This is a genomic window from Pseudomonas entomophila L48, from assembly GCF_000026105.1.
Taxonomy (GTDB): Bacteria; Pseudomonadota; Gammaproteobacteria; order Pseudomonadales; family Pseudomonadaceae; genus Aquipseudomonas; species Aquipseudomonas entomophila.
Genome location: NC_008027.1, coordinates 891,259 through 904,669 on the forward strand (window position 1 = coordinate 891,259; position 13,411 = coordinate 904,669).

7 protein-coding genes and 1 tRNA gene are annotated in these 13,411 nt (G+C 62.4%); 3 read left to right on the plus strand and 5 right to left on the minus strand.

Annotation, left to right across the window (positions count from 1 at the left end; translation table 11 throughout):
* Window positions 1–7 precede the first annotated feature (7 nt).
* The 5 genes from PSEEN_RS03975 to PSEEN_RS03995 form a co-directional block, all read right to left on the minus strand.
* Window positions 8–949 (minus strand): ribose-phosphate pyrophosphokinase, encoded by a 942-nt coding sequence (locus tag PSEEN_RS03975; RefSeq protein ID WP_016391678.1) that lies wholly within the window; start codon window positions 947–949, stop codon window positions 8–10.
* 45 nt (window positions 950–994) lie between these two features.
* Window positions 995–1,069 (minus strand) — tRNA-Gln (locus PSEEN_RS03980).
* Window positions 1,070–1,089: 20 nt separating this feature from the next.
* The gene (gene ispE, locus PSEEN_RS03985) at window positions 1,090–1,950 is read right to left on the minus strand and encodes a 4-(cytidine 5'-diphospho)-2-C-methyl-D-erythritol kinase (RefSeq protein ID WP_011532198.1); all 861 of its coding nucleotides are present in this window, start codon (window positions 1,948–1,950) and stop codon (window positions 1,090–1,092) included.
* Between the two features lie 4 nt (window positions 1,951–1,954).
* A complete protein-coding gene (gene lolB / locus PSEEN_RS03990) occupies window positions 1,955–2,572 on the minus strand; it encodes a lipoprotein insertase outer membrane protein LolB (protein WP_011532199.1) in 618 nt (205 codons plus the stop codon).
* 3 nt (window positions 2,573–2,575) lie between these two features.
* Window positions 2,576–4,300, minus strand: a complete 1,725-nt coding sequence (locus PSEEN_RS03995) for a tetratricopeptide repeat protein (RefSeq protein ID WP_011532200.1) — start codon at window positions 4,298–4,300, stop codon at window positions 2,576–2,578.
* A 623-nt stretch (window positions 4,301–4,923) separates the two neighbouring features.
* Here PSEEN_RS03995 and PSEEN_RS04000 point away from each other — a divergent pair.
* The 3 genes from PSEEN_RS04000 to PSEEN_RS04010 all read left to right on the plus strand — a co-directional run bounded on the left by PSEEN_RS04000 (window position 4,924) and on the right by PSEEN_RS04010 (window position 13,410).
* Entirely contained in the window at window positions 4,924–5,442 is a 519-nt protein-coding gene (locus PSEEN_RS04000) for an Hcp family type VI secretion system effector (protein WP_011531920.1), read from the plus strand.
* Window positions 5,443–5,653: 211 nt separating this feature from the next.
* Complete coding sequence (locus tag PSEEN_RS25850; RefSeq protein WP_011532201.1) at window positions 5,654–8,674, plus strand: type VI secretion system Vgr family protein; 3,021 nt, start codon at window positions 5,654–5,656, stop codon at window positions 8,672–8,674.
* Window positions 8,671–13,410 (plus strand): RHS repeat-associated core domain-containing protein, encoded by a 4,740-nt coding sequence (locus PSEEN_RS04010; protein ID WP_011532202.1) that lies wholly within the window; start codon window positions 8,671–8,673, stop codon window positions 13,408–13,410. Before PSEEN_RS25850 ends, PSEEN_RS04010 begins: the two co-directional genes overlap by 4 nt.
* Window position 13,411 lies beyond the last annotated feature (1 nt).

Below are 13,411 nucleotides of genomic sequence, written 5' to 3' on the forward strand. Positions count from 1 at the left end.
GTTCCGCTTAGCGGAACATCGCGCTGATCGATTCTTCGTTGCTGATGCGGCGTACCGCTTCAGCGACAACCGGTGCGATATCCAGCTGGCGGATACGGTCACAGGCTTGAGCAGCGGCGGACAGCGGCACGGTGTTCGTTACCACCAGCTCGTCCAGTACCGACTTCTCGATGTTCTCGATCGCGCGGCCCGACAGGACAGGGTGCGTGCAGTAGGCGTAGACCTTGGCGGCACCGTGTTCTTTCAGGGCCTTGGCCGCGTGGCACAGGGTGCCGGCGGTGTCGACCATGTCGTCTACCAGGATGCAGGTGCGTCCTTCGACGTCGCCGATGATGTGCATCACCTCGGAGTGGTTAGCCTTCTCGCGGCGCTTGTCGATGATCCCGAGATCGACACCCAGGGACTTGGCCACGGCGCGAGCACGCACCACGCCACCGATGTCCGGGGAAACGATCATCAGGTTCTCGAAACGCTGGTCTTCGATGTCGTCGACCAGTACGGGCGAGCCGTAGATGTTGTCGACGGGGATATCGAAGAAACCCTGGATCTGGTCAGCGTGCAGGTCGACGGTGAGTACACGGTCGATACCCACGACAGTGAGCATGTCAGCGACGACTTTGGCGCTGATGGCTACACGTGCCGAACGCGGACGGCGGTCCTGGCGGGCGTATCCGAAGTAAGGAATCACGGCGGTGATTCGCGACGCTGAGGAGCGGCGGAAGGCATCGGCCATCACTACCAGTTCCATCAGGTTGTCGTTGGTTGGGGCACAGGTGGGCTGAATGATGAAGACGTCTTTACCGCGGACATTTTCGTTGATTTCAGCACTGATTTCGCCGTCGGAGAATTTACCGACAGAAACGTCACCCAGTGGAATATGCAGCTGACGTACGACACGCCGAGCCAGATCGGGGTTTGCATTCCCCGTGAAGACCATCATCTTGGACACGCGCAGTACCTGAAGGCTGAGGGTAACCTGGATGAGTATAAGAAATGGCAGGGGCGGCTGGATTCGAACCAACGCATGGCAGGATCAAAACCTGCTGCCTTACCGCTTGGCGACGCCCCTGTATCTGTTGCTGCGAATTCTTATGAACTCGACTTCTTGATCAGACTTTGCAGCTTGCGATGCAACATCGAAACATTGCTTCCTTTCGCCACAAACCCTGTTTGGGTCTCTGAAAGAAGGGCCAGAACTCTATCAGCTTCGGCTTTGCTTGGGAAGGCCCCAAACACACAACTTCCAGTGCCGGTCATTCGAGCTTCCGTGAATTTACCCAGTGAAATCAGCGCATTGCGAACTTCGGGGTAACGTTGCTCTACTGCCGGTTGGCAGTCATTTCGACTGTTTCCCTCGGGAACGGGGCGCATCTTAAGGGGGAGGGAATCACGTGTCAACTCCGGATGCGAAAAAATTTCCGCTGTGCTGACAGACACTTGCGGTACCAGCACGACATACCAGGGTTCGGCGGGGTCGACCGGGGTCAGTTGCTCGCCGACACCCTGGGCGAACGCGGCGTGACCACGCACGAACACCGGCACGTCGGCACCGAGCGCGAGGCCCAGCGCGGCCAGGCGATCCTCGTTCCAGTCGAGTTGCCACAGGTGGGCGAGTGCCAGCAGCGTGGTCGCCGCGTCGGAGCTGCCGCCACCGATGCCGCCGCCCATGGGCAGCACCTTGTGCAGCCAGATGTCGGCGCCGAGTCTGGTGCCGGACTGCTCCTGGAGCTTGCGCGCGGCGCGCACGATCAGGTTGCTGTCGTGAGGTACGTCGGCGATCTCGCTGTGCAAGCGGATCACGCCGTCTTCGCGAAGCGAGAAGCTCAGCTCATCGCCGTGGTCGAGGAACTGGAACACGGTTTCCAGCTCGTGGTAGCCATCGGCGCGGCGGCCGGTGATGTGCAGCCACAGGTTGAGCTTGGCCGGGGCCGGCAGGGTGAGCTTTTCCATCAACTTAGTGCCCCAGCTGGCGCGGCTGCCAGTCCTTGACCACCAGGGTGACGTCGATGTTCTCGCCATGCAGCTTCAGGCGCTCGGGCAGCCAGTAGCCGTTCTGCTCTATATAGCTGAGGTACTCGACCTGCCAGCCATCCTGGGTGAGGCGGGCCAGGCGGCTGTCGCCGTCGAGGGTGAGCTGGCTCTTGCTGTCCGGAGCGGGTAGGCCGCGCACCCACCAGACCAGGTGCGAGACCGGCAGGCGCCAGCCGAGCTGTTCTTCCAGCAGGGCCTCGGGGCTGTCGGCCTCGAAGCGGCCCTGGTTGGCCACCTCCAGCATCACCCCGCCGGGGCGGCCGGTCAGGCGCGCGGCGCCACGGCCGAGCGGGCCGGCCAGGCGGATGTCGTAGTAGTCCTGGCGCTGCAGCCAGAACAGCGTGCCGCTGCCCGAGTCGCGGGGGGCGCGGATGCCGACCTTGCCGTTGATCTGCCAGCCGTCGAGGCCGCTCAGCTGTTGCTTGTGCTGGCGCCACAGTTGCGGGTTGCCCTGGCCTTGCACGGCTTCCTTGCTGCCGAAGCCGGCGCAGCCGGCGAGCAGGGCGATGAGGGTGAAGGTGATGCAATGACGCAGGAACATGGTTTACAGGCTCTCGGATCCGGTCAGGCGCAGGAGGGTCTTGCGCAGGATGGGGCTGTCGGGTTGGGCCTCGAAGCCCTTGCCCCAGACCTGGCGGGCTTCGCGGCGCTTGCCGTTGGCCCACAGCACTTCGCCCAGGTGGGCGGCGACTTCATGGTCGGGGAAGCGTTCGAAGGCCTGGCGCAGTTGGCGTTCGGCTTCGTCGAGGTTGCCCATGCGGTAGGCGACCCAGCCCAGGCTGTCGAGCACCGCCGGGTCGTCCGGGGTCAGCTGGTGGGCCTTGTCGATCAGGGCTTTGGCCTCGGTGTAGCGGGTGGTGCGGTCGGCCAGGGTGTAGCCCAGGGCGTTGAGGGCCATGGCGTTTTCCGGCTCGCGGGCGATGATGGCGCGCAGGTCCTTTTCCATCTGCCCCAGGTCATTGCGCTTCTCGGCGAGCATAGCGCGGGTGTAGAGCAGGTTGAGGTCGTCCGGGTAGCGCTTGATCGCCTGCTCCAGCACCTGCGCGGCCTGGGCCTCCTTGCCGTTGTTGCCCAGGCTTTCGGCCTCGATCAGGTACAGCTGGATGGCGTAGTCGGGCTGCGCCTCGCGGGCTTCGGCGAGCAGGCGCGAAGCCTCCGCGCTGCGGCCATTGGCGATGAGGATGTCGGCCTGGCGCAGTTGCGCCGGCAGGTAGTCCGGGCCCGCGCCGACCAGGGCATATTCGCGCAGGGCGGCAGCCGGCTGGTGACGTTCCTCGCGGATACGGCCGAGGTTCAGGTGGGCGGCGTCGGCGTTGGCGTCGCGCTCGACCATTTCCTGCAGGTAGCCTTCGGCTTCATCCCATTGCTTGGTTTCCAGGCACACCAGAGCCAGGGAGTAACGGATCTCGTCGTCTTCCGGGTACTGCTGCAGCAGGCTTTCGAATTCGGCCTTGGCATCGTTGATGCGGTCCTGCTCGACCAGGGTGCGCGCATAAGTGAGGTGCAGGCGCTTGTCGTCAGGGTTGTCGCGGATCGCCCCGCGCAGCAGCGGCAGTGCTTCCGGGCCACGGTCCAGCCCTTGCAGCAGGCGGGCGCGCAGCAGTATCGGAGCGATCTCGCCGTTCTGTGCTGGGTGGCTTTCCAGCAGTTCAAGAGCTTGTTCGGGCTTATCGTCCTGGTTCAGCAGCAGCGCCTTGCCGAACACCAGCTGGCCGTTGTCGGGGTACTTCACCAGCAGGCGGTCGAAGCTCTGCATCAGGCCGTCACGGGTGGCTTGGTCGGTTTCGGCGGCGGACAGCGCGAGGAAGTCGAAGTGGGTGTCGCCCTTGCCCTGCAGCACTTTCTCCATGTACGCCATGGAGTCGTCGTAGCGCCCGGCGCGGGCCAGCTGGATGGCCGCGGCGCGTTGGGCGTCGAGGTTCTGCGGGTCGTTGCGGGCCCAGATCAATGCGCTGTCCAGGGCCGGCTCGTCGGCGCCGAGGTATTCGGCGATGCGGTAGGCGCGCTCGGAGACGCCGGGGTCCTGGGTTTTTTGCGCCTGGTCGGCGTAGTTGGCCAGGGCGATGTCGAAGCGGTTGCGCTGGCCGGCCAGCTCGGCCACCAGCAGGCTGTAGAGCGTGTCTTGCGTGAACGAACCATACACCACGGGCTTTTCCGCGCTCTTGCCGGCGTTGGCGGCGGGCGGTTGGTCGTCCGTCTTCTGCGGGGCCAGGCTTTGGCAGCCCTGGAGCAGGGCGAAGGCAAGCAGCAATGCGTAGGGTCTGTTCATAGAAGGCTTTAGGAGGGCTAACCGGCGGTCGGAGCATGATGACACAAGCGCGATGGCAAACCCACCTGCGAAGGTCGTGGTGTGAAGCGTGGCTTCGGTCATAGGGACAATGCCTGGCGTGGGAGGTTCGCGCACAGGCATGGCATCAAGCGAGTCAACGGTTGCTGCTTATGGCGGTCGGTGTCGTCTGGGTTCGCCAGCAAGCTGGCTCCTACAGGTACCCAGCACCAGCACCGTACCTGTAGGAGCCAGCTTGCTGGCGAAGAGGCCGGCCCAATCAACACAACTCTATTGTGTTCACTTTTTTAGGTTTTTGACTTCTCAGTCAACTGCGCAAGAAGTTGCGCACTCAAGTGTGGATAAGTGTGTGGATAGTTCGATGCAGGCCTTGGTACTCGTCATGTACAGCCAACTGCGCAACTTTTTGCCACCACTGCGCAAGAAGTTGCGCAACTTTTGAAGGGTTCAAGTTGAAAAGAACATCCAAATGGATGTGCATGATTTCTAACTATCTGATTTGAATAGATAAATAAAAACTGGCACGCCCTTTGTATTACCTAGTCGCCCCAAGGTGGCAAATTCCTGCCACCCGGCGACTATTTTCCAAGCAAGGAGAGCGACACATGGCAACTCCCGCCTACATGGCCGTCACCGGCGAAAAACAAGGTCTGATCACCGCTGGCGCCTTCACCGCCGACTCGGTGGGCAACACCTACCAGGAAGGCCACGAAGACCAGGTCATGGTCCAGGGCTTCGAACACGAAGTGATCATCCCGCGTGACCCGCAGTCCGGCCAGCCGACCGGCCAGCGCGTGCACAAGCCGGTGAAGATCACCAAGGTCTTCGACAAGGCCTCGCCACTGCTGCTGGCCGCCCTGACCTCGGGCGAGCGCATGACCAAGGTCGAGATCAAGTGGTACCGCACCTCGGCCCAGGGCACCCAGGAGCACTACTACACCACCGTCCTGGAAGACGCGATCATCGTCGACATCAAGGACTACATGCACAACTGCCAGGACCCGGCCAACGCCCACTTCACCCACCTGGAAGACGTGTACTTCACCTACCGCAAGATCACCTGGACCCACGAAGTGTCCGGTACTTCCGGTTCCGACGACTGGCGCGCGCCGGTCGCGGGCTAAGGCTCTGCGGGGTCTCTGGGTGATCGACGTTAGCGTTGCATCGCCCATGAGACCGAGCGCCGCCCGCGCGGCGCATCGCGGATGAATCCGCTCCTACAGCGGTTGGTGGCACTGCCGACTTGCCCGTGTAGGAGCGGATTCATCCGCGATACGCCGCGTGAGCGGCGTGCCATTCCGAGGACGTTCCACCCCCCAGGAAAGAGGAACAAGGATGTTTGCCGCCGCCGACCAGACCCATTTCAGCTTGCACATCGACGGCCTGGAGCACGACTTCCAGGTACTCGCCTTCGACGGCAGCGAAGCCATCAGCCAGGTGTACGCCATCGACCTGGAACTGGTCAGCGAGCACCCCTCGCGGGACCTGGAAAGCCTGCTGCACAAGCCCGCGTTCCTCCAGCTGGGCGACGACGGCCGCGGCCTGCACGGCCTGATCTACCGCGCCGCGCAAGGCGAGGCGGGCAAGCGCCTGACCCGCTACCAGGTTACGCTACGCCCGCAGCTGGCCTACCTGGCCCACCGCATCAACCAACGCATGTTCCAGCAACTGAGCGTGCCGAAGATCATCGCCCAGGTACTGGAAGAGCACGGCATCCTCGCCAACGCCTACCAGTTCCAGCTGGGCGCCGTGTACCCGGAGCGTGAGTACTGCGTGCAGTACGACGAGTCCAACCTGCAGTTCGTCCAGCGCCTGTGCGAAGAAGAGGGCATCCACTACCACTTCCGCCACAGCGCCGAGGGCCACCAGCTGGTGTTCGGCGACGACCAGACCGTGTTCCGCAAGCTGGCCCCGGTGGCCTACCAGCAGGACGCCGGGCTGGTGGCCGACACGCCGATGATCAAGCGCTTCGGCCTGCGCGTGGAAACCCGCACCAGCAGCGTCACCCGCCGCGACTACGACTTCAAGAAACCGCTGATCCAGCTCGAAGGCGAGTCGGTCAGCCACGCCGAGCCCGAGCTCGAAGACTACGACTACCCCGGGCGCTTCCTCGACCGCGCCCGCGGCAAGCACCTGGCCACCCGCGCCCTGGAGCGCCACCGCAGCGACTACCGCCTGGCCGAAGGGCGCAGCGACCAGCCGTTGCTGGCCAGCGGGCATTTCCTGACCCTGAGCGCGCACCCCAACGCCGCCTGGAACGACCTCTGGCTGCTCACCGACGTGCACCACCAGGGCCGCCAGCCCCAGGTGCTGGAAGAAGCCATCACCAGCGACGTCGACGCCAAGTACGACGGCTTCCAGCAGGGCTACCGCAATTTCTTCAGCGCCACCCCGTGGGACGCCACCTACCGCCCGCCGCTCGAACACCCCAAGCCGCGCATCCTCGGCACCCAGCGCGCCGTGGTCAGCGGCCCGGCCGGTGAAGAGATCTACTGCGACGAGTACGGCCGCATCAAGGTGCAGTTCTTCTGGGACCGCGAAGGTCGCTCGGATGACAAGTCCAGCGTGTGGATGCGCGTGGCCTCCGGCTGGGCCGGGCAGGGCATCGCCAGCCTGCAGCTGCCCCGCGTCGGCATGGAGGTGCTGGTCAGCTTCCTCGAAGGCGACCCCGACCAGCCGTTGGTGACCGGCTGCCTGTACCACGGCGTGAATATGCCGCACTACAAGCTGCCCGACCTGAAGACCCTGGCCACCATCAAGAGCAAGGAATACAAGGGCAGCCGCAACAACGAACTGCGCATCGACGACACCACCAGCGAAATCAGCATCGCCCTGCGCAGCGACCACGGCGCCAGTGCGCTGAACCTCGGCTACCTCACGCACCCCAGACCGTCGGGCGGCGCCCCTCGTGGTGAAGGCTTCGAGCTGCGCACCGACCGCCACGGTGCAGTGCGCGCCGCCGGTGGCCTGCTGATCACCACCGAACCCCGCGCCAACGAAGCCAAGCACCACAAGGACCTGCCCGAAACCGCCGAACGTCTGGCCACCGCCAGCGAGCAGCAGGACAGCCTGGCGGAACTGGCCAAGCAGATGCAGGCCCAGGAGCCCGGCGACCAGGACGCCGTGGCCAAGCGCCTGCACGAGCAGCACCAGGGCATCCTCGGCAGCGGCCCGGTCAACCAGAGCGCCAACGAATTCCCCGAATTCGCCCAGCCGCACCTGGTGCTGTCGAGCCCGGCCGGCATCGCCCTGACCACCCCCGGCCCCAACCACATCACCACCGGCGAGCATCTGGCCCTGAGCAGCACCGGCCACACCAGCCTGTCCGTCGGCAAGCGCCTGCTGGCCAGCGCCAGCCAGGGCATGCGCCTGTTCGTGCAGAGCCTGGGCTGGAAGCTGGTGTCGGCCTCCGGCGACATCGACATCCGTGCCCTCAAGGACAACATCAACCTGCTGGCCAAGCTCGACATCACCGCCAACGCCGACCGCATCGTGCTCACCGCCAAGACCGAGCTGGTGATCCAGGGCGGCGGCAGCGCCACTACCTACAACGCCGGTGGCATCACCCATGTCACCAGCGCCAACTACACCGCCCACGCCGCGCAGTTCGCCCACATCGGCGCCGCCAGCAAGGCCGGCACCTTCCCCGAGCCACCGAAACCCGGCAAGGGCGACCTGGAGCTGCTGTACCAGTACGCCAACAGCAAAGGCGTGAAGACCGGCGACTACGACGTGACCGACGCCCTGGGCAAGTCAATCAAGGGCAGTTTGGATAGCAAAGGTTTCAACCAGGCAGCAGGGGCCGCCGTAGGGCCACTGTGGGTCGACTTTGGCCTCGACCCTGCTGATACCTGGGCCGATGGCAGCCACTTTGGTGCCTCTGCCTGGCCTGCACAGGCGGGACTGGGAGAGCCGTCTGCCGCGCAGATGGCGGAAGTTGGCGAGGTGCTTAGCAGTGCAAAAGGTGAAGGCGGATTGCTAGCTAAGGGGATGTCGGCAATGCAACAAGGCATGGACAAGGGCAAGGGACTGATGCAGAACGCGATGGCACAAGGAAAATCGATGGCCCAGGGCCTGATGGGCCCCGGCGGCAACGGCCTGCTGGAACAGGGCAAGGCCCTGGCCGGCACGGGCATGCAACTGGCGAAAAGCGGACAAGCCGCCTTGCAGAAGGCGCAGCAGGTCAAGGCCGCCGTCGGCGGCGACACCGGCGCCATGGCCCAACTGGCCAGCAACGTGGTGCCCGGCGCGGCGCCCACGCTCAAGGCCGCCAGCGCGCTCAAGCAACTGCCGAGCCTGCCCAAGCTCAGCGCCCCGGTGAACCCGGCCAAGCTGAACCATGAGGTGCTGGCATGACCGACGCCAAGAAACGCGAAGCCCAGGTCGCCGTCGCCCCGCTCAACACCATCGACGCCAAGGACGTCGGCCGTGGCGCCGCCGCCTTCGACGCTTGGCTGCAGTCGGTCAGCGGCGGCTACGTCACCCTCGAACGCATCAAGACCGTAGCCGGTGCGCTGCCGGTGGTGGGCAACATCATGGCCCTGGTCGATGCCCTGGGCGACGTGGTGACCCTGGTCAAGAGCAAGAACCGCCAGCTGCTCGACTGGGTGAGCCTGGGCATCAACTTGATCGGTGTGCTGCCGGCGCCACCGACCATGGCCGCGGCGCGCATGAGCCTGCGCCCGACCCTGTTCCTGGTGCGCCAGGAGCTGCGCAACAGCGCCAAGATGCTGTTGGGGGATTCGCTGATCCAGGTGTTGATCGGTCACCTCAATGCGACCATCGCCGGGACCATTGACGATTTCGTGGCCAAGGCTCAGCCGAAGATCGCCAGCATTCTGGCCGACGCCGGTGCGCTGGGCACCAAGATGACCAACGAAATCGCCACCGGCCTTGAGAAAGTGGTCAAGGGCCAGTTGGATGCCAAGGGCGATCGCGACAAGGCGGGCAAGCAGATGTCGGCTGCCGCCGACAAACTGCTCAACGACCCCAAGGCAGCGTTCAGCAACTTCTTCGGTGCGGTGCACAGCGCCTACAAGGCTGCCGGTAAAGGGCTGGCCAACAGTGCAACCAGCAAGCTGCTGCCGGATCAGATCAAAGCCAAGGTCTTGGCCAATACCAGTCAACTACGCGCGCTGGGACCGGAGATGGCCCGACAGTTTGCCAAGCTGGCGGACCCGGCGACGCAGATGAGCATCGGCTGGATGCTGACAGTGCTGGGCGGGGCGGTGAAGGGCTTTCGCAAGCGCAACAAGAACGGGCAGCCGGGGGTGAGCAAACCGGGGACGACCACGCAGGTGGAGCGGGAGAAGGGCAAGGGCGAGTTGGCGGTCAGTAGTGCTCAGGCTAAGGCCAAGCAGACACCAAGCCCTGTAGAGCCTAGTTGCCCGATCCCTCGGCCGATCCCCAAATCCACTACCGGGCGCAGCATCAGCTTTGCTCTGGGGTCGGAATTCATCATCCACACCGATTTCAGCCTACCGGGCGCATTCCCTATCGAGTGGCAGCGCATTTACCACTCAAGGCTGACCGAGTACGACCAGGGTTGTCTGGGCGCTCGCTGGGTTACCGAATTCACCACTTGCATCGACGTGGTGGGCAAGGGTTTGCTGTTCCATGATTTTGATGGCCGTAGCCATGACTTCGAGCTACCCAAAGTCGGTAAGTCGCTATTCAATGCCATCGAGGACTTGCTGCTGGTGCGTAGCAGTGACGATGAACTGGTGATCTGCCGTGGCTTCGTGCGCAAGGAGTACTACCTGCGGGTAGGTGATCGTTACTACCTGCGCAAGCTCTTGTTGCAGAACGACGCGGGCTGCATGTTGCACTACGAACATCACCACGAGGGGCGTCCGGTATTGTCAGACATCATCACCTTCCAAGGTGATGTGAAGGATGTACAGCGCCATCTCGGTACGCTGATCGACGAGCAGGGGCATATCACTGGCCTGTGGGAAATGCAGGACGGTCAGCCGCTGCGTCAGCTGTGCGGCTACCACTACGATGATCAGGGCGACCTCGTTGCCGCCCAGGATGAGCATGGCGCGGCATGGCACTACCAGTACCAGAACCATCTGGTGACCCGCTACACCGACCGTACAGGCCGGGGCATGAACCTGCAATGGGATGGCAGCGCCTTTGACGCCAAAGCGATCCGTGAATGGGCCGACGACGGCAGTTATGACACGCGTTTGGAGTGGGACGAGAACATCCGCCTCACCTACGTCACCGACGCCCATGGCCAGGAGACCTGGTACTACTACGATATCCTTGGCCTCCTGTATCGCGTGCGCTACCCAGATGAGCGCTCGGAGTGGATCTTCCGTGATGAGCGCAAGAAAGTAGTACGCCATGTACATACCGATGGCAGCGAAGACCGCTACGACTATGACGAACAAGGCAGTGTCGTTCGCCATATTCGTGCCGATCACAGCCAGATGCACTTCGCCTACGACGGCCGTCGCAATCTGATCAAAATCCGCGACGCTGAAGGTGGCCTGTGGTTGCGCGACTATGACCAGAAGGGCAATCTGGTCGAGACCACCGACCCGTTGGGTAATAAAACCGAGTTCGCCTATACGCCTTCGGGGTTGGTCAAGGCGATCAAGGACGCCAACGGCAACGAGAAGAAACTGGCGTACAACGCGGCGGATCAGATAGTCGAATATACCGACTGCTCGGGTAAAACTAGCCAGTGGGCGTACGACGCCTTTGGTCAGTTAGTACTGTTCACCGACGCGGCAGGTCACAAGACGGCTTATGAATACAAGGCCGGCCAGCTGGCAAAAGTCATTCATTCGGACAATACCGAAGAGCGCTTCGAACGTGACGCTGAAGGCCGTCTGCTGGCCCACGTCGATGCGCTGGACCGTTGCACTACCTGGACCTACAACGCTACTGGTCTCCTGACGTCGCGTACCAATGCCGCCGAGCACACCCTGCGTTATCGCTGGGACAAGCTGGGTCGATTGATCAATCTGGAAAACGAAAACGAGAGCAAGGCCAACTTCCTCTACGATCCGGTTGGTCGTTTGTTGGAAGAGCAAGGTTTCGACGGTCTGGTAACGCGTTACCAATACGACCCGGACAGCGGCCGACTGGCCAGCACTCAGGTTGGAAGTCGCCGCATTGATCTTGCCTTCGATTCAATGGGTCGCCTACTTTCACGTGTGGCCAGACAAAGTGATCAGCGTCAGGAAGAGACCTTTGCGTACGACGGCAACGGTAATCTGATCCAGGCCATCAACACCGCCAGCAAGCTGCAATGGTTCCATGACGAGGCGGGCAACCTGACTCGCGAGCACCAGTACTACTTGGGTACCGAGGTGCCGATGGTTGCGGTGTGGCAGCACGAATACGACGCGCTGAACCTGCGCACGGCGACGATTCGCCCGGATGGCCATAAGATCAACGTGCTCACCTATGGCAGTGGGCACGTGCTTGGGATGACCCTTGACCAGCATGAGCTGCTGGCCTACGAGCGCGATGATCTGCACCGTGAAGTGGTGCGTCATCAGGGCAACCGGCTCATGCAGACACAAGCTTGGGATTCGGGAGGCCGGCTACAGGAGCAAGTGCTGGGCAATTCCGATGGCAAATCCACCCTACTCAAACGCCAGTATCAGTACGATGCGGTTAGCCAGCTGACGGATATCCATGATATGCGTCGTGGTCATCTGGCCTATCAGTACGATCCGGTCGGGCGCCTGCTGCAAGCCACCAGCCGTCTCGGCGTCGAGACCTTTGCCTTCGATCCGGTTGGCAACCTGTTGGACGACAAGTCCCAGGAACTGAATCGCCCGCTGGAAAGCGACACGCGCCGCAACAAGCTGATGGACAACCTGCTGCGTGAATATGCCGGGACCCATTACCAGTACGACGAACGCGGCAACTTGATCCATCGCCTGCACAACGGTGAACAGGCCCGCCTGAGCTGGGACCTATTCGACCGCCTAACGCGTTTTGACGATGACAAGCTCACGGTGGTGTACAGCTACGATGCCTTGGGCCGCCGTCTGCACAAACACTCCACCGCGCACCACCAGGACGACCCGCGGGCCGGCAGCGGCTGGAACCAGATGCAGCGGGCCAAGCGCCAGCGCGAACTGGGTTGCGGCTATACCTTGTACGGTTGGGATGGCGATAACCTGGCCTGGGAAAGCTCGCCACCGCAGGATGAGGGCGAGACGGGACGTACGGTGCATTACTTATATGAGCCGGGCAGTTTTGTTCCCGTCGCCCAAGCGTTGCGCAAGAGCCCGATTCGCTTGCTACGGCAACCAGACTGGAACGACCGTGATTACGATGTCGACCAGGATCCGCTGTGGCAGCATGAGATCAAGCCGCAGCCGATTGACGCGATTGCCTGGTACCAGTGTGACCATCTCGGCACACCAATGGAACTGACTGACCACAACGGAGAGGTAGTGTGGACGGCGCAGTACAAGGCTTGGGGTGAGATTAAGGAAACACGCTCGGAGTGGAGCAGACAGATCGGGTTGACCAACCCGATACGCTTCCAAGGGCAGTATCACGATCAAGAGACCGGGCTGCACTACAACCGATTCAGGTACTATGATTCAGAGACTGGTCGTTTTGTCGGGCAGGACCCGATCCGTTATGCCGGCGGGCTGAATCTCTATGCTTATGCGCCAAACCCAGTTAGCTGGATAGACCCATGGGGGTTAACTGAGGAGTGGGTTCATCCTTCATCTCTTAATTTCTCTCAGGCGTACATATCTGACAATGCCTCTGGGTACGTGGACGATATGTCAAAAGGGAAGTGGGACTGGAAGCGGAGTGGGCCATTGAATGTCGCCGAGGTTAACGGGCAGCTGGTGTCTTTAGATAACCGAAGGCTATATGCTGCGCAGGTGGCGAACTTGCAGTCCGTTCCTATAAATCGCGTGAATCTAAACGATCCGTTGCCTGCGCCTGCAACGGGAGGGACCTATGGTAGTAACCTTAGTAAGAAATTGAACTCGAAACCTAAGGGGTCTGATGTGCCCAGGGTTAAACTACCTGAGACTGGAACGCCAGACAGACCTCAAATAGTAAGTAAGAGCAAGAAGCCGGGGAGTCCATGTGGATAGC